Genomic DNA, 16,902 nt, shown 5'->3' on the forward strand with positions numbered 1-16,902 from the left:
CCCGTTTATTTATCATTTTCTGCAAATATTGTTGCGCTATTCCTGATCCATAAAAGAACCAACTTTCACGGTTCGCGATGCACTCATCAGACCGGAACCGCAGGTGCCAGTACTGGTGATGGTGTAGTAACTTGATGTATCACTCGCACCACAACTTGCGCAAGTGCAGCTTGCCTGAACGGTGCAACCATTCAGACCGGCAACACCGTTAAATGACGTATCAATGGATAACCCGGTACAACGTCCGTTAATTGCTATGCGGTTGGATGCATCGGGAAAAAATAATACTTGCATGGCTTCCTGCGCACCGCTTTCCGCCGCGTAAAATGCCTGGATGCTCACCAACTCCTGCGCGCCGGATAATGTGGTTTGAACCGTGGTTCGCCAGAGTGCGATGGCAAAAAAGCTCATCACTACTACGATAAAGATGGCCAGCGGAATTAAAAAACCGCGTTGCGATTTTTGTCCGGCACAGATGACACGGCGGCGGTCAGGGTACATTTCTGATCATAACCTCCTGCGTCAAATTCACCCGCTCCGGGCCGCTGGCAAACGCGAGATTAATTGTCACCAGGGCATTACGGTTTTCACTACCCCCAGATAACGCAAAGGGTGGGAGCGTCCCTACGGCGAAAACATTTTCCGCCATCAATTCAAAACTTTGTGTCACATCAACTGCGATGTTTGTTTCCGATTGGTTGGGATAAAAACGTAACTGTGCCCCCACCAGGCAGAAGGCTTGCGGGTTGTTAAGTACATAAAAACGACGGTTGATAGAGTTACGTTGCCACTGTTTGGCTGCTGATAAGGTCAAGCTACTCGCACCCGTGCCGTCAAGCAACGCCAGCGAGACGGGGTTGGCAGCATAAAGTTCTGCCGAAGACAGCGCACCAATACTTACCCATTGCGCTAAGCCATACTCCACATCAAAGGGAGAAACAGCAATGGTTGAAGAGGCAGCGGCGCCATTAGCCGAATCCGGTACCGGTGTCAGATAATTTCCACCCGCGGCAATGGGCATAAATTTAATGCACTGATCACCTGCGCTGGTAACCAGACTGTAAGGCAAGGCAATCCGCAATTGGCGAGTCATCTGCTCGATGGCTTGTCGCCCGGTATTAACCAATAAAGCGCGTGTGCGGGTGGTTTCATAATTCTGTGTTGAACTGACAACAAACTGGCTACCGATCACCGCCACAATAGAAAGGATGACCACAACCGTAATCAATTCGATCAGGGTAAAGCCCCGTTGTTGGTTAGCGTCGCGCATCAGAAATTGTACCGATAAGCGGCAAGGGTCAGCGTTTGGCCATCCGGTGCAGAGACGGTAACCGTGATGCGTTTTCGGCTGGTTTCGGTGGTGACGGTGACCTGGCGTTGGTAATTGGGAAAAGGCGTGTCGGTGGCGTTGTGAAAATCATCGACATCATCCATGTTGGCATCCGGTGTATTGGTACAACTCGAGGTAGACTGCGTGCTGTCGCAGGCAGGAATACCGCCGCTCGGTGTTGCCGCGTCATATTTCAGCGCGATAATTTCATCGAGTTTTGATTGTGCAGCTTCCACCAGGCGTACGCGAATAATGGGATCAACACTGTTGCTGCTGGATTGTATGTACACAGCCAGTAAGGCAGTCAGGGCGATGCTGACTACCACAATAAATACGATCAGCTCAATCAGGCTCACACCTTGATGCGGGCGCCTGCCCAGGAATGTATGGCGGCGGTTAATAATGGGCATAGCCGCTGGCCTCAACAGTAATCGTGGCGGATACACCGTCGCGACTTACAGTGATACTTCCCGGTGTGGTTTTTCCCAATTTATCGTAGCTATAGGTTGATGGTACGGCAGTTACGCTGACACCGGATGGCAAGGTGAGCGGATAGGCATCGCTGTGGATGCGAATGGGGTTACCGTTTTCGGTCACGTTTATCGTATTGGCGGTAATGGACAACTGAATATTATCTCGCGCCATGGCGGTTTGTTGGGCGAAAAACAAAGCCGCGATGATGTCATCGCGGCTTGTTTGTAAATTACTATTTATGCTTAACCCAACACGAGAAAATAAGAAAACTGAAATAATACCGACCACAATAATAACCGCGACCAGTTCAATTAAAGTAAACCCTTTCTCTGATGTTGTCATATGACACAGATTAAATTGTCGCTATTCCTTGGAAGACACCTATATCTCCCGACGATGTCTGAGTTACTGTGCAATCAGCCGTTGAACCTAAACCACCCGCAATGGCAGCAGCTGTAATCGTGTAGCCATCTGGCACCCCACCTACCATAAGGTTTTCGATATCACTACAATTGTCCACATCTTCAGATGGTGGATTAGCAGGCAAACCTGCGCTCTCTGCTACAGCAGCTGCATAGTTAAGAGCCATCGCACTATTCATTCCGCCAACGACACCATCTAACGCGGCGGCTTCGGCAGCCTCCGACAAATCAATAAACCGTGGCAATGCCGTAGCCGCCAGGATACCCAAAATCACGATGACCGCGATCAATTCAATCAAGGTAAAACCGGATTGTTGTTTCTTCATAACCAGACTCCAGACAAAAAGATTATTGTAAAAAAACCAAACATGTTATTGCGACTAACGCACTACCTTTAGCCCAATACGTCCCAACCATCCTTGTCTGATATTGAGCACCGCACCCGCCGCAATATCAGAAAATTGACACTCACTTACCTACTAATATAGACCACTTCAATAAGTATGCCAGCGTCGCCCAAACCAATCACAAACTCGACACTTGCTTCGCGGCCGGTGTCGTTACCGACACCTGTCCGGTGCGCTGATCGTAGTCAAAAAAATGGCTGCCGCGCGGTTCTGCTACCAGTTCATAACGACACACGCCCTGGTGTGGGCTGCTGATGTGGTAACGTCGCTGGCCCCACTCAGAAGCACCCTCTACCGTCGCCTGTTGCGGATTTTGCAACAAACTATCCCACAGTTGCCGACAGAAAACCGGCGCTTTTCCCGGCTCGTTTTTTTCTGCCACAGGTTCGGTAGACATCGGCCACCCCTGGTCACTCATATAAATCAATTGCCCATCAATCTCGACAAAAAATTGCTCCGGGTTTACCCGATTGATCAACCAATTAGCGCGTGCCATTGCCACACCGGCAGTAAAATGGTTCGCCAATAGTTCAAACCCCATGCGCCGCCCTTCGCGCGCCATGTCCAGATAGCGCACCACTGCAAACAACAGGACAATGCCAATGGCGCTGACCGTAATCAGCCATTCGAACCGGCTCCAACCCTGTTGACGATTCATATCGTCACGCCTTCTGGATGTTGTACATATCCCACATGGGCAGGAAGATACCCAGCGCGAGCACCGTGACAAATCCCGCCATGATGATAATCATGACCGGCTCGATTCGATCGCTGAGTCGTTTCACATCGTAAGCCACTTCGCGCTCGTAAAAGGCCGCAACCTCTTCGAGCAGCGTGTCGACCTGCCCGCTCTCTTCACCGACAGACACCATCTGCAACACCAGCGGTGTAAACATGCCACTGGCCTGATGCGTTTGAAATAAACCTTCACCCCGTTCGATACCGGCGCGAATCGCGCGCACTTTATCGCCCAAGTAGGGATTGTCGATAGCGCGCGCCGATAACTCCAATGCATTACTGATTGGTAATCCTGCCTTCATCATCAAACCAAAAGCGCGCGCGTAACGCGCCATGGACGCGCGTTCGATGATGTCACCGACAATCCAGAAACGCAGCTTCTTTTTGCCCCACTGGCGGCTGCCTTCCGGTGTCTGGATATAGCTGTAGAGCATGGCTCCGCCAATAACGATGATGACCAACATATATAGCCAGTAACTGACAAAAAAATCCGATACCCCGACAAGTATCCGCGTCGGCAAGGGCAACTGCGCACCAAACTTTTCAAACATACCCGCAAATGCCGGAATCACTTTGACATTAATAACACCGATGGCAATCGCCAGTGCAATCAACACAAAACTCGGATAACGCAAGGCGCTCTTGATGCTTTTAATCGTCTCCAGATCCCGCTCCATATATTCACTCAATTGATGGAACGCAAGATCCAGCCGGCCACTCCCCTCGCCTACACTCACCATGCTGACAAACAATTGGTTGAACACCTTGGGGTGATAACGCATGGCGGTTGATAACTCCACGCCAGACTCCAGGCGTTCGATAATATCCTGCAAAATTTTCTGGAACGTCGGATTGCGCAACGAAGCCGATAAACCCCGCAAGCCTTTTACCAATGGAATGCCCGCTTTGGTGATGGTGTACATTTGCCGGCAGAACATGATCAGCTCCACCGTTTCCACACGCCGGCTTTGGGTTAACTCCTGCCAGTATTGCGCAAAATCCTGCTGTGCTTTCTGTTCTTCCAGAGCAATAGGCGTGACACCGCGACTGAGCAACTGAGTTGCGGCGGCGTCCGGGCTGGAAGCGTCTACCTGGCCATTGACCGGTTGACCTTCTGCATTGCGTCCTCGGAAAGCGTAGATTGTCATAATGTGTTTTTTTCAACTCTTTTTGTTGGATTACGCTGCGCTAATTCGACCTACGATTGGGTAGTGTTTTAAATGGCTTCTTCGACCTGGGCGGTGATGCCCATGACTTCGTCGAGGGTGGTTAACCCTTTTACGGCGTATTCCAAAGCGACCAGACTGAGTGACTGAAAGTATGGGCTCTCAGTCGCCGCGCGGGTAAACGCATTGATGTTGTTTTCACGCAAGGCTTCGGCCATAGGTTGATTCAATTCCAGCATTTCAAAGACACCGATCCGCCCGCGATAACCGGTGTTGTGGCAATGGGGACAACCGGCGCCGTGCTTAAAGGTTACAGCGGAAAAATCCTTGCCTTTACCGACGGTTTTAATCAATTGCAGATCATTGGCATCGGGCGTGTAATCCTGAATGCAACTGGTGCAGATCTTGCGCACCAGACGTTGCGCCACAATGGCTTTTAATGCGGTGGCAACCAGATAACCGTCGACACCGATATCTATCAAACGTAAGGCGGAGGTCACCGCATCGTTGGTGTGCAAGGTGGACAACACCATGTGGCCAGTCATGGCCGCGCGCAAGGCAATCTCGGCAGATTCCGCATCGCGGATTTCTCCCACCAGCAAAATATCCGGGTCTTGTCGCAAGGTCGCGCGCAATACATTACCGAAGGTTAAACCGATTTTTTCATGCAACTGGACCTGATTAATGCGCGGCAACCGATATTCCACCGGGTCTTCCACGGTAATGATTTTTTTCTCCGGCTTGTTCAGTTCGGACAAGGCACCGTAAAGCGTAGTGGTTTTTCCACTACCGGTCGGACCGGTGACCAACACCAAACCGTGTGGCCGCGTAATGACACGGCGAAAACGTTCCATCAAACTCGCGGGCATCCCCACTTTATTCAACGCCAGCACACCGTCGGTATGATCCAGCAAGCGCATCACCACCGATTCACCAAATTGCACCGGCATGGTGGACATACGCACATCAATGTTGCGGTTTTTTACCTTGAGATTAAAACGACCGTCCTGAGGCAAACGCTTTTCGGAGATATCAAGTCCAGCCATTAACTTCAGGCGTACCACCAGCGCCGATGCAATGCGCTTTTCATTCATCACCTGCTCAAGTAATACGCCGTCAATCCGGTTGCGGATGCGCAGGACTTTTTCATCCGGCTCAATGTGAATATCCGAGGCTTTGGTGTTGATCGCCTCTTCAAATATCTTTTGCAACAACTTGACGACGGGCGCATCGCTGTCGGCCGCTTCGGTCACAAAATCCGCCAGATCGACGGCGGCCTCTTGCAACTCTTCATCCAACTCGCCGGCCAGGGTAGCAATTTCGCTGGCGCGGGTGTAGGCAATATCCAATACATCCAGCAATTCGGATTCACGTACAACAGCAGGCTTCAACGGCTTTTTAAGAATGCGCTGTAATTCATCGAGACAGAATAGATCGGTTGGGTCCGCCATGCCGAGCAACAGGCCATCAAAATCTTCACGCAGCACAACAACGCGGTAACGCCGCGCACTGGTTTCAGGTAATGACTGCACCAACGCGCGATCAAAACGAAATTGTTTCAACTCCACAAACGGAATATTCAGCTGGGCCGACAACAGGTTCAGCAACGCATTTTCTTCGACATAACCCAATTCAACCAGCGTATTGCCCAGCTTGCGGCCACTGAGCTTCTGCTCTTGCAACGCGTGTTGCAGTTGCGCCTCGGAAATCATGTTTTTCTCGACCAGCAAGTCGCCGATACGAATTCGTTTTGCCATGGTAGTCATGGTGTTGGGCACCTGTTAATGCGATAAAGCAGCAATGCGCTGCGCAACATAATCTTTTACCTGGGGCTGGGCGTTCTGCAAGCCGATGCGCCGATAGGCTTCCAGCGCACTGGCATGCTGCTGCAAGGCATCCAGGGCCAACGCCAACCCCAGCCAATAGGCCGGCTTTTCACCAAAATTATCCAGCAGACGACGATAATGGTTGGCCGACTCCTGATAACGCGCCGCTTTATGGTAGAGCGCAGCAAGCAACGCGTGATAACTTTCATCTTGCTCGGCTTGCTCACGCTTTTTTTCCAATACAGCCAGTGCAGCAGCATGCTGCCCCTGCGCGGTTAATAATTGGGCGGTCAGTCGCGTGTGATCCGTTACCGATAAATAATCATTCGCCTCTTGCAGCAGTAAACGCGCCGCTTCGTTATTGCGCTGCTGAATATACAAATCGAACAAGCGCACGACAGACTTTCTCGGCTGCTGATGTTGGGCAACAAATTGCTGAAGCGCCAGCACGGCGGCGTCATCGTTCCCCTGAGCAATCAGGGCATCGGCCTGGATAACCATCTGTTGGTCTTGCCAGGCCGGGTTGGGCTGGATATCGATATCGCTGCTGCGGATTTCAGCCTCTGCCACTGGCAATGCCTCAACGGAAACCGACGCGCGTTCTTCCACGCTTTCTTTTTCTTGCGCACTGGCATCAGTGCCAGTTTCAACGGCCCGGGCGGATGCCATTACTGCTGGCTGTTCCCGTAACTGTTCTCTTAGCTGAGCTATGGCCGCGTAACCCGGCGCAACAAATTCAGCGCGTTGCAACAATGTTTCCGCCCGTTGATATTCACCGCGCTGGTGTGCGTCCTGTGCCAGTGCCAGATAACGCCCGGCAATGCGCTGTAAACCTTCCACCGCCGGTTGATTACCTTGCGACAATGTCAATATTTCCTGGAAATATCCGTAGGCATTATCCTCAACAGGTGCCGTTAAACGGTCCAGCGTCAGCGCACGCTCTGCTCGTTGCAGCAGGCGATAAATCGTGTCCTGTTGCGCTGCATTTTTTGGTGCAGCGTTAACAGAGACGGTGCTATCTGACACGGTAGGATCCACAGATGCTTGCGCTGCGATTACCTGTTCTTCGGGAACAGGTTTTTCCGCAACAGGTACTTCAGACGCAGGCGCTGGTGACCCCGAGGCTTGCGGTGCTAAAACAAACTCGGGCGTCTCTGCTGATGCTTTGGTTTGCACTGACGAAGGTTGTTCACCGTTTTTCTGCAACACAATCTGCGCAACCGACACCACCAGGATAGCCGCAACAAATACCGCGACACTCGGCACCCAGTTATAGCGCTTTTTTTGTAGCAGCGATGATTGCTGCAACAGTACATCGTTTTCCAATGCGGTCGAATGATCGGCTTGTTGTCGCGCCGCCAGATCGCGCAGCATGTCATTGACCAGGCTCATCATGTCACTCCCATCAAACCGGGAATGACGATGCCGATGGCTGCTAACGCCGCTAATGAAGGCCACAACCAATAATCGCGCCGCGCCAACCAGCGCCCAAGGGACCGGCTTTCGCTGGTGTCCGCAATGGCTCGCTCAAGGTGACGTCGGCCGACTTTATCCGCGCCTTCACCATAAGCCGCCAGCATGGCTTTATGGGCCATCACATTAATCAACCGGGGTATGCCACCAGAAGCGCTGAACAATAATGATAAGGCTGAACGGGTAAATAAATGACCGCCGGTATAGCCCGCAGATTTCAACCGATAGTTGATATAGCTGGGTAGATGTTTCCGTTCGATCCCCTGCAAATATTCCGAAAATACGATGCGTTGCTTTAATTGACGTAAATCTGCCCGATTTAACAAATCATCCAACTCCGGCTGGCCAAATAACACCACTTGCAGGAGTTTGCTTTTTTCGGTTTCAAGATTGGTTAACAGGCGTAGCGCTTCTATCGTTTCACGGGGCATTGCCTGCGCTTCGTCAATAACCAACACCACTTGGCGTTTTGCTTTTGCCAGTTCCACCAGGCGGGAATTAATGTCTTTCAGTAATTGATACGACGGCATCTCCGGCGAATAGGCAATGCCAATTTCCTCCGCCAGAAACCATTTAAGTTCGTCCGGCGTAAGGTAAGGATTGGGAATGTAAGCCGTAATATAGTGTTCCCCAAGGCTCGCGAGGAGCTTGCGGCTCAATAAGGTTTTCCCGGTACCGACTTCGCCGACCACCTTCACAAAACCTTCGCTGTGACGCAGCGCGAGCAATAACGTACTCAACACTTCGCGATGACTCTGACTGTTGTAAAAAAACTGCGTGTCAGGTGTCAGCGAAAACGGATGCTCTTGCAATCCAAAATGTTGACGATACATGGTTATCTTTCCCGGTAAGCCTCGCCCATGCGTTGCATACCCTGCTGGCTTTTGCTGAGCTCTTCATTCCAGGTATTTTCACCCACCACAATGGGGCGCAGCAAAATCACCAGCTCCGTTTTGGTTCTGCGCTTACTTTTGGTTTTGAATAAGGTATTGACGATAGGAATGTCGCCAATAAACGGGCGCTTGCCATCAACATTTCTGATGTTTTCCTGCATCAACCCGCCCAGCACAATCACTTGTCCGTTCGCGGCCCGCACAATGCTGTCCGATTCGCGGATGCCCCGCAGCGCCAAGGGCAATGAGAAATTTTCGTCACCGACAGTAAATACTTTCAGTTGATCTTGCACTTCACTCACCACCGGATGGATATGCAAAATCACCTCGCCGTTCTCCGCAATTTGCGGCGTAACATCGAGAGATATACCGCTGAAGAAGGGTGAAAGTTCGATGTTGGGTGTGCTGGTCACTGAAGACACATTGGCGGTGGTGTTGTTGGAAATACCCGTTACAAAATATTCATCGGAACCAACACGAATGACCGCTTTCTGATTGTTCACAGTGGACACACGAGGGCTGGAGAGTACTTGCACATCGCCCTGGGTTTCCAATAACGAGAGTAATTCGGTGATATCACCCACGCGTAATAAAGCGGCAAAGGTACCGCCGGTATCTTCACGTGTTGGCACAGACATACTTTGCAAATTACCCTCGTTGTCATAATAGGTAATAGTCCGTGTAATGGGCCGCCAACGATTTACCGCCCCGCTCGAGCCGGAAATATCAAAACCATCTTCCAGGTTGTAGCCGTAACCCAACTGGCCGCTTATCGCGCCCCAATTAATGCCCGCTTCAAAGCCTTCATTCAACTGAACTTCCACAATCTTGGCTTCAAGAATAACCTGACGCTTCACGCTCAACTCCGAGCGCTCCAGAAATTCGCGCACCGCACTCAATTCGTGAGGCAAGGCTTTTACGGCAATCATGCCCGCTTGGGGGGTTACCACGACCATGCGTTCATCGGTTTCACCACCAATAATCGCAGCAATCGTTGAACGCAAAGACACCCAGAAATCGGTGCGATTAAGGGTCTGCACCCGCGAACCTGGTGTTAGCCCGGATCCACCGGCAGATTGTTGGTCGCCTTGCAACATGCCCAGCAAGTTGGCGGTATCCCCCAGATCGGCGGAGTTGCTTGAGCCATAGCCACCGGAATTATTGTTCGACTGGGCACGCCCGATCATCACACTGGTATCAGATACCCCGACACGCTGTACATCCAGGTAATTGACATGAAATACCTGCGTACGCAATTCGTTGGCATAGATGGTGTAAATGCCGCGTTGGTGTTTGTATTCGTAACCGTAAATATCGCGGGTTACGCGCAACACGTCTTCAACGGTAACGTTTTTCAAATTAAGTGAAATGCTGCCACTGACATCCGGATGCACCACAACATTCACACCAGTGCCATTCACCAAGCCGAGGAAAAAATCCCGCGCAGCCACGTCGCGCACAGAGACATCAAATCGTTCGGCACCGGGTCGCGGTTGCGGTTTGGATGCGCGCGCATCCAATAACGATTGGCTGACCGCATCCGGCACGTCCGGTGCACGCTGTTGATCAGCAACAACCTGCTCCATTTCTATTTCTGCTGCCAATTTTTTATCGGCTGGCCCCGAGCAAGCCGACAATAAAATTACAGGAGTCAGCACCAACAGGCTACTGATGAACTTTGATGTAAAACCTAAGGTGTATGGCATAGCCTGATCGACCTCAATCTGTGCAATGTGTCGTGTCATGGATCGGTGTTGTTATTGTCTGACCGATGTCGTATTCAATGAAAGTTCCCACTGTCTGTCGCCCTGCTGCAATTGCACTTGGTTGGCGCTGATGCGTTTGATACGCACGCCTCCGGAACCGGCAATGACATCGTCTTCACGCAGTGTTTGCCCGTTGATAATGGCCAATTTGCGCGCGCTGCCGATCAGAATGGAGTTAAGTACCAAGGCTTGTTCTTTCGGCCCTGTTGCGACGCTATAGCTTAATGGCCGGGTGGGGTCGCGTAAGCGCTCTTCCGCCTGGACCGCTGTTGCCGTTATTAACAGGACCAATAACCCACAGGTTTTAAACACCGAGTAGCCCCTTCTCTGCACTTAATGTGTAGACCCGCAATTCAACATCAGCATTTGGATACTCCGTGACGGCGTAATCCAGTTGCTCCCAATAAAAACGCCACCGGGTGGTTTCCAGGGAGGTTAAAAACGTCAGCACCTGGAAATAATTACCGGACACTTTCAGCACTACTTCATGTTTGAATACACCGGCGCCTTTACTTTCGCTTCCGTCAATGCTTGCGACACGCACCAGTTGCAGCTCCTGCACCGGTAGCGTTTGCATTTGTACCAGTTTCAATTCGCCGGTTTGCAACAACACATCCTGCAAGATCTGTGGCAGCTCCGCAGCACTCACCAACCCCTGGGATAAATTGGCCAGGTCAGCATCCAATTGCGCGCGTTCCGCTTTGAGTGTTGCAATGGTATTTTGTTTTTCCGTGTTGGGATTGTTGGCCACCGCCAGACTAACGGTCGCAATTTGCGCGTCCAGCGCCTGGCGTTGGGTGCGCACATTGTTCAGTTGATTCGACAGTTCGCTCTGACGCGCGTCAATCGCATTCTGAAACATCAGGCTCCACAACAGAAACACCAAGGCCAGCGCCGTTAAAAATAATAAAACACGCTCGCGCAAGACGCGGCTGTCTATTTTTTGCTGGAGTTGAGTGAGCGCCGGTGGCATTTATTTTTTCTCCTTGGCCGCAGGCTTGGCTACCTGGAATTGCAAGACATAGGCGTCCTCTTGGTTGCGCTCAACATTCAGCACACCGAAACGCACCTTGCTGAAACTGTCCTCAGCACGCAAACGTTGCAGGTACAGAGGCACTTGATCCGGCTTGCGGGTCTTTCCTGCCAGCTCGACATAATTGCCACCACTTTTCAACGAAAAACGTTCCAGCGCCAGGGTTTCCAACGACTGTCGCGCTAGCGCCTGAACGTGCGCCGAAAAACCCGCCGTATTGCCGAAATCCCGATCCGTGATTAACGCCAGGATCTGCTGCCGACGACCGATGTCCTGCCGCAAGGCGTCAATCTCGGCATCCAGCTGCGCCGGTTGGTTTCGGGTTTGCTGCAAGGATATTTTTTGTAAGGTCAATTGTTGTGACTCAAGCAGGGCTTGCTCATCGGCTAATTGTTGTTGCAAACGCGCATTGCCCTGATAGGTAAAACCGGAATAGAAACCCAGTAATAAAATCAGCGCTACCACACCCCATAGCATATGTACCGCACGCAGCGGCTCACGGCTGGGACGAAATTCAGGGCGATAAAGATTGATCTGCTGCATCAAGCCTCCCCTACCCGATCCTGACGCAAGGCTGCACCCACAGCAGACAAACACAGCGATAGGTTGTGCTCTGCCACGGTGTCATCAACCTGCAAACCTTCGTGCAAAGACAGTAAGCGAATGGAGATGGGTAAGCTGTTTTTAATGTCCGCTGTTAATTTATCTTCTGTGACATTTTCACCGCAGATAAACACATGGCTCGGGGGTGACTGGCGTAATTGTCGCTCGAAATAATCCAGCGAGCGCTGCAACTCCAACACCAGTGCCTCGGCGGGCAAATCATCGAGCAAACCGGCGTTGTAAGCTAAAGAAAACTGACGCGAGAGATACAAGTTACCGTTGCGTAAAATCTGCAAGCTGCCGCCGCCCTGACCCAACTTCACCAGCGCAACGCCGCGCTGCGTATCGCAACAGGCTTCCGCCAGATTACGCAACGCCAGTTCGGCAATATCAATCACATTCAGCGATAATTGCGCCGCGCGAGCCTGAGCCACCAGGGCTTCGATATGTTTACGTTGGGTGACTACCGCATAAGCCATGCGGTTATTGCCGCGCGCGCTGTCTTCCGGCAACAGGAAAGCATCGATAACAGCCTCGGCAACGGGGAAGGTAATGAGGTCTTTGACGCGCCAGCGTAACGCCTCTGCCAACTCTTCAGCAGGGACTTTTGGCGCTTCACCCAAGAGAAGGTTATATTCCGCCGGCGGCAGGACCAGATGACACGGCAGGCGCGACAGCCCCAACTTAGCCAAGCGGTTCTTAAGGATGTCCGCCCGGTCGTCATCACCATTGCAGGGGAGAAATTCACAGTGGGTCAACCGAGGTTGCTGGGTAGCGAAGCGCTGGATGTGAGCGAAGGCCACGCCTTCAGCGCCAAACTCGACACCGATCACTTCATTCTGACGTGTTTTTGCACCAAACAGCTTCAACAAGATTGCCTCACTGGCAAAGTTTATTTTAGGTAAGGTATGTATAGCCTATTGTTGAATAATGCGCCACTTCCGAATGTTTTTAACAGATCCTTCGCCTAATAACCAATTGTTATAATTAACGCCACGAAAATAACTCTTAACACAACATTAGACCAGAATAGGTAATTTTGCCAAATGCTCCACATTGTTTTATTTGAGCCCGAGATCCCGCCAAACACCGGTAACATCATCAGATTAGCAGCGAATACCGGCTGCGGCCTGCATTTAATCGAACCACTGGGGTTTGAGCTGGATGACAAACGCCTGACCCGCGCCGGCCTAGACTACGCGGAATGGCAAGATGTAAAGCGCTACCGCCACTGGCAGGATTTCCTCGACCGCGCCCAACCGGAGCGCCTGTTCGCGCTCAGCACCAAAGGTACACAGACCCATAGCGACGCCCGCTTTCGCGACAACGACTATCTGGTGTTTGGGCCAGAGACACGCGGCCTGCCCGCCAGCATCCGCGAATCATTGCCACCTGAGCAGGTCTTGCGCATCCCCATGCAGGCCAACAGCCGCAGCATGAATTTATCCAATGCGGTGGCGGTGATGGTGTATGAGGCGTGGCGGCAGTTGGGGTATGGGGGCGCCGTGTGAGTGTAACTCGGTCCTGACTGCCCTTCGGTTTGCGATCCCACCAAAACCCACTATCATGCCCCATCCGATTTTTGTTAAAGGCTTTTCGTATGGCTTCCATCCAGATTCTGGTCGGTAGCGTCATGGGTACTGCGGAGACGGTAGCCGAGGCGGTGGCGGCTGAATTGCGCCAGTTACAGCACACGGTGACGGTAAATTTCCAGGCGGATGTCAGTGACATTCTGCGCGATGAGAACGAAATTTTGCTGGTGTGCACATCCAACACCGGCTCGGGCGATCTGCCCGATAATATCCAACCACTTTATCTACAGCTGACGCGCGATTTTCCACGTATTGCAGGGCGTCGGTATGGTGTCATTAATCTTGGCGACAGCAGTTACACCACCTTTAATGAAGGCGGTCGTGCGCTGGATGAGGCCTTTGCCGATCTGGGTGCGCGGCGCATCGGCGAGCCGCTGGTACTGGATGCCTGCGAAGGGCTGGACGCTGAAGAAGAAAGTATCGACTGGATCAGAGACTGGGCAAAGCAATTATGAGTCGTGCTCCCATTGGTTTGTTCTACGGCAGTTCGACCTGCTACACCGAGATGGCCGGTGAAAAAATTCGCGCGGTACTTGGTGAAGCACGCGTGGATATATTTAATATCAGTACAACACCGATCATCACCGCGCAATTCTACGATTTTATTATTCTCGGCATTCCTACCTGGGATTACGGCGAGTTACAGGAAGATTGGGAAGATATCTGGGATGACATTGACGAGGTGGATTTTTCCGGGAAAAAAGTCGCGCTCTACGGCTTGGGTGACCAGGTGGGCTACCCCGAATGGTTCCTGGATGCCATGGGTTATCTGCATAGCAAAGTGGTTGCGCGCGGTGCGACGCCCTGCGGTTATTGGCCCCGCGCGGGTTATGAATTTGAAGCGTCCAAGGCATTGACGCCGGATGGCCAGTACTTTGTCGGCCTGGCTTTGGATGAAGAAAATGAGTTCACCTTATCTGATGCGCGCATCCAACAATGGTGCGAACAAATCCTTGATGAGTTTGGTTTGTGACAGAATCAGAGCGCGTTCATCACGCCCAATTGGATTGGGATGCCGAAGGGCAACCCTTATCGAGGGAGTTTGGGGATGTCTATTTTTCCCGTGCTAACGGCTTGCAAGAAACCCGACATGTATTTTTACTGCATAACCATCTAACAGAACGCTGGCCAGCCTTGGGCGCGGCGGACACCTTTGTTATTGGCGAAACCGGTTTTGGTTCCGGGTTAAATTTTCTAGCTGCGTGGCAACTCTGGAATCAGCTGGCACCGTCCGATGCGCAGTTGCATGTTGTCAGTGTGGAAAAATTTCCGCTGAACAAGGTGGATTTAGCTCGCGCGCTGGCGTTGTGGCCTGAGCTGGATGATTTCTCTCAGCAATTACTCACCCAATACCCTGAATTTATCGGCACCGGTTTTCATCGCCTGAAATTTCAACAAGATCGTATCAATCTCACCTTGATCATTGATGATGCGGCGACCGGTTTTTCACAATTGCTTGGCAGTCCTCATCCGTTATTCTCCCGCGCCTGCGCAAAAATTGATGCCTGGTTTCTGGACGGTTTCGCGCCGGCAAAAAATCCACAGATGTGGAGCGATGTACTGTTTGATGTGATCGGTCAGTTAAGTCACCCCGGCACAACGGCAGCGACGTTTAGTGCGGCGGGAATTGTTAAGCAGGGTTTGCGGCGGGCGGGTTTCACTGTAAAAAAAGTGCCGGGCTTTGGCCGCAAGCGAGAGATGGTTGCAGCGCGCGTTGAAGAGGCAGCCGCGCTCGCGCAATCCGCCAATGATGCCATTAAACCGCCCCGCTACGCCCCCGCACCTTGGGCCGTTAATCTGAACCCGTTGCCCTTGCAACGCCGTGCACTTGTCATCGGCGGCGGCCTGGCTGGTTGCCATACGGCGCGCGCCCTGGCAGAGCGTGGCTGGCAAGTGCATTTGCTGGAACGCCATGAACAAGTGGCAGAGGAAGCGTCGGGCAATCCACAAGGGGTGCTCTATGCCAAGCTATCGCCCAAACAGGAATCACTCGCGAATTTTAATCTCACCAGCTTGCAATTCGCGTTAAATCACTACCGCACCTTCTGGAATCAATCTGTCTGGAATCAGCCTGATAAAACGCAAGGGATAATGGCGCAAGCATCCGGCGTGCTGCAATTGGCTCACGATGCGGCAGAAGAAAAACTGCATCAGTTATTGCAGGAACAGTTTGATCACGCAAAGGATCTGGTTCGTTTTGTGGATGCACAGCAGGCGAGCGAATTGGCTGGTGTTCCAGTCGCTTGTGGTGGACTTTATTTTCCCTCTGCCGGCTGGATCAATCCGCATCTACTGTGCAAAGCGTTAGTTCAGCATCCCAATATCCAGGTGACGTGCAATACGCAGGTGATGTCACTGCAGCAGCAACACGACGGCTGGTCGCTGTGCGATGCCTCCGGGCAGACGATTCTATCGGCATCCACCGTCATTATTGCCAACGCGCGGGATGCGCGCGCATTTGAGCAGGCTGCCCACCTGCCGATCAAATCCATTCGCGGGCAAGTCAGTTATCTGCCCGCTACCGATGCGAGTCAATCACTGAAAACCGTCCTGTGCGGAGAAGGTTATATCGGCCCGGCTTACCCAACTGAACAAGGTTGGTTTCATTGCACGGGTGCGACTTTTAATTTAAAGGAAAAATCCTCGGCACTGCGCGCAGAAGATCATCTCACCAATATACACAACTTGCGCAAAACAACACCCGCCCTGGCAGACGCCTTTGCCGAGCTCGATGAGCAAACACTGAATGGCCGCGTGGCGTTTCGTTGCACTACGCCGGATTATTTGCCGCTGATTGGCCCGGTACCCGAGCGGGAAAAATTCCTCGCGGATTTTGCGCCGCTGCGTAAAAACGCCAAGGCGAGGATTGACCGGCCCGGCTGTTATTATCCGGGGTTGTATATCAATGTCGGCCACGGGTCACGGGGCTTGGCATATACGCCTCTGGGTGCAGAATTACTGGCGGCGCAAATCTGCCAGGAGGTTTTGCCGGTCAGCCGGGAGCTTGCGCAGGCGCTGAATCCGGGGCGGTTTTTGATTCGGGATTTGGTGCGCAACAAAGTTTGAGGTGTCTGATTGTGATAGGTGTCGGATTACGGCGTTGCCTAATCCGACCTTGTATCTCTCTGAAGAAGTTGATTAGCTACCAACTTCAACACCCGAGCCGGGTGAATGCGTAT

At 52.0% G+C, this 16,902-nt stretch carries 19 protein-coding genes; 4 read left to right on the forward strand and 15 right to left on the reverse strand.

The features are described 5' to 3' along the window. Positions 1-36: 36 nt before the first annotated feature. The 15 genes from ACSV5M_RS13995 to ACSV5M_RS14065 form a co-directional block, all read right to left on the reverse strand. Positions 37-501 carry a pilus assembly PilX N-terminal domain-containing protein gene (locus tag ACSV5M_RS13995; protein ID WP_439176855.1) on the reverse strand — a complete coding sequence of 155 codons (465 nt, stop codon included), beginning with the start codon at positions 499-501 and terminating at the stop codon, positions 37-39. Beyond that, positions 491-1,270: a PulJ/GspJ family protein gene (locus ACSV5M_RS14000; RefSeq protein ID WP_439176856.1), complete on the reverse strand. Its 780-nt coding sequence runs from the start codon at positions 1,268-1,270 to the stop codon at positions 491-493. The genes ACSV5M_RS13995 and ACSV5M_RS14000 overlap by 11 nt, the downstream gene beginning before the upstream one ends. After that, on the reverse strand, positions 1,270-1,740 hold the full coding sequence (locus tag ACSV5M_RS14005) for a type IV pilus modification PilV family protein (protein ID WP_439176857.1): 471 nt from the start codon (positions 1,738-1,740) through the stop codon (positions 1,270-1,272). Before ACSV5M_RS14005 ends, ACSV5M_RS14000 begins: the two co-directional genes overlap by 1 nt. Beyond that, positions 1,727-2,146, reverse strand: coding sequence for a prepilin-type N-terminal cleavage/methylation domain-containing protein (locus tag ACSV5M_RS14010; RefSeq protein ID WP_439176858.1), 420 nt, complete (start codon positions 2,144-2,146; stop codon positions 1,727-1,729). The genes ACSV5M_RS14005 and ACSV5M_RS14010 overlap by 14 nt, the downstream gene beginning before the upstream one ends. Before the next feature lie 10 nt (positions 2,147-2,156). After that, entirely contained in the window at positions 2,157-2,552 is a 396-nt protein-coding gene (locus ACSV5M_RS14015) for a pilin (protein ID WP_439176859.1), read from the reverse strand. Between the two features lie 199 nt (positions 2,553-2,751). Then, on the reverse strand, positions 2,752-3,291 hold the full coding sequence (locus ACSV5M_RS14020) for a pilus assembly FimT family protein (protein WP_439176860.1): 540 nt from the start codon (positions 3,289-3,291) through the stop codon (positions 2,752-2,754). Positions 3,292-3,295: 4 nt separating this feature from the next. Further along, entirely contained in the window at positions 3,296-4,519 is a 1,224-nt protein-coding gene (locus tag ACSV5M_RS14025) for a type II secretion system F family protein (RefSeq protein WP_439176861.1), read from the reverse strand. A gap of 68 nt (positions 4,520-4,587) precedes the next feature. Continuing rightward, the gene (locus tag ACSV5M_RS14030) at positions 4,588-6,303 is read right to left on the reverse strand and encodes a GspE/PulE family protein (protein WP_439176862.1); all 1,716 of its coding nucleotides are present in this window, start codon (positions 6,301-6,303) and stop codon (positions 4,588-4,590) included. Positions 6,304-6,318: 15 nt separating this feature from the next. Continuing rightward, on the reverse strand, positions 6,319-7,758 hold the full coding sequence (locus tag ACSV5M_RS14035; RefSeq protein ID WP_439176863.1) for a hypothetical protein: 1,440 nt from the start codon (positions 7,756-7,758) through the stop codon (positions 6,319-6,321). Beyond that, positions 7,755-8,669 (reverse strand): ExeA family protein, encoded by a 915-nt coding sequence (locus ACSV5M_RS14040; protein WP_439176864.1) that lies wholly within the window; start codon positions 8,667-8,669, stop codon positions 7,755-7,757. Before ACSV5M_RS14040 ends, ACSV5M_RS14035 begins: the two co-directional genes overlap by 4 nt. 2 nt (positions 8,670-8,671) lie before the next feature. Further along, positions 8,672-10,435 (reverse strand): pilus (MSHA type) biogenesis protein MshL, encoded by a 1,764-nt coding sequence (gene mshL, locus ACSV5M_RS14045; RefSeq protein WP_439176865.1) that lies wholly within the window; start codon positions 10,433-10,435, stop codon positions 8,672-8,674. A 51-nt stretch (positions 10,436-10,486) separates the two neighbouring features. Continuing rightward, a complete protein-coding gene (locus ACSV5M_RS14050; RefSeq protein ID WP_439176866.1) occupies positions 10,487-10,807 on the reverse strand; it encodes a hypothetical protein in 321 nt (106 codons plus the stop codon). Then, the gene (locus tag ACSV5M_RS14055) at positions 10,800-11,468 is read right to left on the reverse strand and encodes an MSHA biogenesis protein MshJ (RefSeq protein ID WP_439176867.1); all 669 of its coding nucleotides are present in this window, start codon (positions 11,466-11,468) and stop codon (positions 10,800-10,802) included. Before ACSV5M_RS14055 ends, ACSV5M_RS14050 begins: the two co-directional genes overlap by 8 nt. After that, on the reverse strand, positions 11,469-12,071 hold the full coding sequence (locus ACSV5M_RS14060) for an MSHA biogenesis protein MshI (RefSeq protein WP_439176868.1): 603 nt from the start codon (positions 12,069-12,071) through the stop codon (positions 11,469-11,471). Beyond that, positions 12,071-13,003: an MSHA biogenesis protein MshI gene (locus ACSV5M_RS14065; protein ID WP_439176869.1), complete on the reverse strand. Its 933-nt coding sequence runs from the start codon at positions 13,001-13,003 to the stop codon at positions 12,071-12,073. Before ACSV5M_RS14065 ends, ACSV5M_RS14060 begins: the two co-directional genes overlap by 1 nt. A 174-nt stretch (positions 13,004-13,177) precedes the next feature. On the opposite strand from ACSV5M_RS14065, the gene trmL reads away from it, so the two are divergent. The 4 genes from trmL (at position 13,178) to mnmC (ending at position 16,789) form a co-directional block, all read left to right on the forward strand. Beyond that, positions 13,178-13,642: a tRNA (uridine(34)/cytosine(34)/5-carboxymethylaminomethyluridine(34)-2'-O)-methyltransferase TrmL gene (gene trmL / locus ACSV5M_RS14070; RefSeq protein WP_439176870.1), complete on the forward strand. Its 465-nt coding sequence runs from the start codon at positions 13,178-13,180 to the stop codon at positions 13,640-13,642. 89 nt (positions 13,643-13,731) lie between these two features. Next, positions 13,732-14,178, forward strand: coding sequence for a flavodoxin domain-containing protein (locus ACSV5M_RS14075; protein WP_439176871.1), 447 nt, complete (start codon positions 13,732-13,734; stop codon positions 14,176-14,178). Then, positions 14,175-14,696 (forward strand): flavodoxin FldB, encoded by a 522-nt coding sequence (fldB, locus tag ACSV5M_RS14080; RefSeq protein ID WP_439176872.1) that lies wholly within the window; start codon positions 14,175-14,177, stop codon positions 14,694-14,696. The genes ACSV5M_RS14075 and fldB overlap by 4 nt, the downstream gene beginning before the upstream one ends. Beyond that, positions 14,693-16,789, forward strand: coding sequence for a bifunctional tRNA (5-methylaminomethyl-2-thiouridine)(34)-methyltransferase MnmD/FAD-dependent 5-carboxymethylaminomethyl-2-thiouridine(34) oxidoreductase MnmC (gene mnmC, locus ACSV5M_RS14085; RefSeq protein WP_439176873.1), 2,097 nt, complete (start codon positions 14,693-14,695; stop codon positions 16,787-16,789). Before fldB ends, mnmC begins: the two co-directional genes overlap by 4 nt. Positions 16,790-16,902 lie beyond the last annotated feature (113 nt).

Origin of the sequence: Cellvibrio sp. ARAG 10.3 (genome assembly GCF_051846955.1) — a bacterium.
Lineage (GTDB): Bacteria > Pseudomonadota > Gammaproteobacteria > Pseudomonadales > Cellvibrionaceae > Cellvibrio.

What these genes read in the sequence shown, in the direction of transcription:
- ACSV5M_RS13995 (WP_439176855.1), bottom strand. Translation starts at nt 501, where the DNA reads ATGTACCCTGACCGCCGCCGTGTCATCTGTGCCGGACAAAAATCGCAA.
- ACSV5M_RS14000 (WP_439176856.1), bottom strand. Translation starts at nt 1,270, where the DNA reads ATGCGCGACGCTAACCAACAACGGGGCTTTACCCTGATCGAATTGATT.
- ACSV5M_RS14005 (WP_439176857.1), bottom strand. Translation starts at nt 1,740, where the DNA reads ATGCCCATTATTAACCGCCGCCATACATTCCTGGGCAGGCGCCCGCAT.
- ACSV5M_RS14010 (WP_439176858.1), bottom strand. Translation starts at nt 2,146, where the DNA reads ATGACAACATCAGAGAAAGGGTTTACTTTAATTGAACTGGTCGCGGTT.
- ACSV5M_RS14015 (WP_439176859.1), bottom strand. Translation starts at nt 2,552, where the DNA reads ATGAAGAAACAACAATCCGGTTTTACCTTGATTGAATTGATCGCGGTC.
- ACSV5M_RS14020 (WP_439176860.1), bottom strand. Translation starts at nt 3,291, where the DNA reads ATGAATCGTCAACAGGGTTGGAGCCGGTTCGAATGGCTGATTACGGTC.
- ACSV5M_RS14025 (WP_439176861.1), bottom strand. Translation starts at nt 4,519, where the DNA reads ATGACAATCTACGCTTTCCGAGGACGCAATGCAGAAGGTCAACCGGTC.
- ACSV5M_RS14030 (WP_439176862.1), bottom strand. Translation starts at nt 6,303, where the DNA reads ATGACTACCATGGCAAAACGAATTCGTATCGGCGACTTGCTGGTCGAG.
- ACSV5M_RS14035 (WP_439176863.1), bottom strand. Translation starts at nt 7,758, where the DNA reads ATGATGAGCCTGGTCAATGACATGCTGCGCGATCTGGCGGCGCGACAA.
- ACSV5M_RS14040 (WP_439176864.1), bottom strand. Translation starts at nt 8,669, where the DNA reads ATGTATCGTCAACATTTTGGATTGCAAGAGCATCCGTTTTCGCTGACA.
- mshL (WP_439176865.1), bottom strand. Translation starts at nt 10,435, where the DNA reads ATGCCATACACCTTAGGTTTTACATCAAAGTTCATCAGTAGCCTGTTG.
- ACSV5M_RS14055 (WP_439176867.1), bottom strand. Translation starts at nt 11,468, where the DNA reads ATGCCACCGGCGCTCACTCAACTCCAGCAAAAAATAGACAGCCGCGTC.
- ACSV5M_RS14060 (WP_439176868.1), bottom strand. Translation starts at nt 12,071, where the DNA reads ATGCAGCAGATCAATCTTTATCGCCCTGAATTTCGTCCCAGCCGTGAG.
- trmL (WP_439176870.1), top strand. Translation starts at nt 13,178, where the DNA reads ATGCTCCACATTGTTTTATTTGAGCCCGAGATCCCGCCAAACACCGGT.
- ACSV5M_RS14075 (WP_439176871.1), top strand. Translation starts at nt 13,732, where the DNA reads ATGGCTTCCATCCAGATTCTGGTCGGTAGCGTCATGGGTACTGCGGAG.
- fldB (WP_439176872.1), top strand. Translation starts at nt 14,175, where the DNA reads ATGAGTCGTGCTCCCATTGGTTTGTTCTACGGCAGTTCGACCTGCTAC.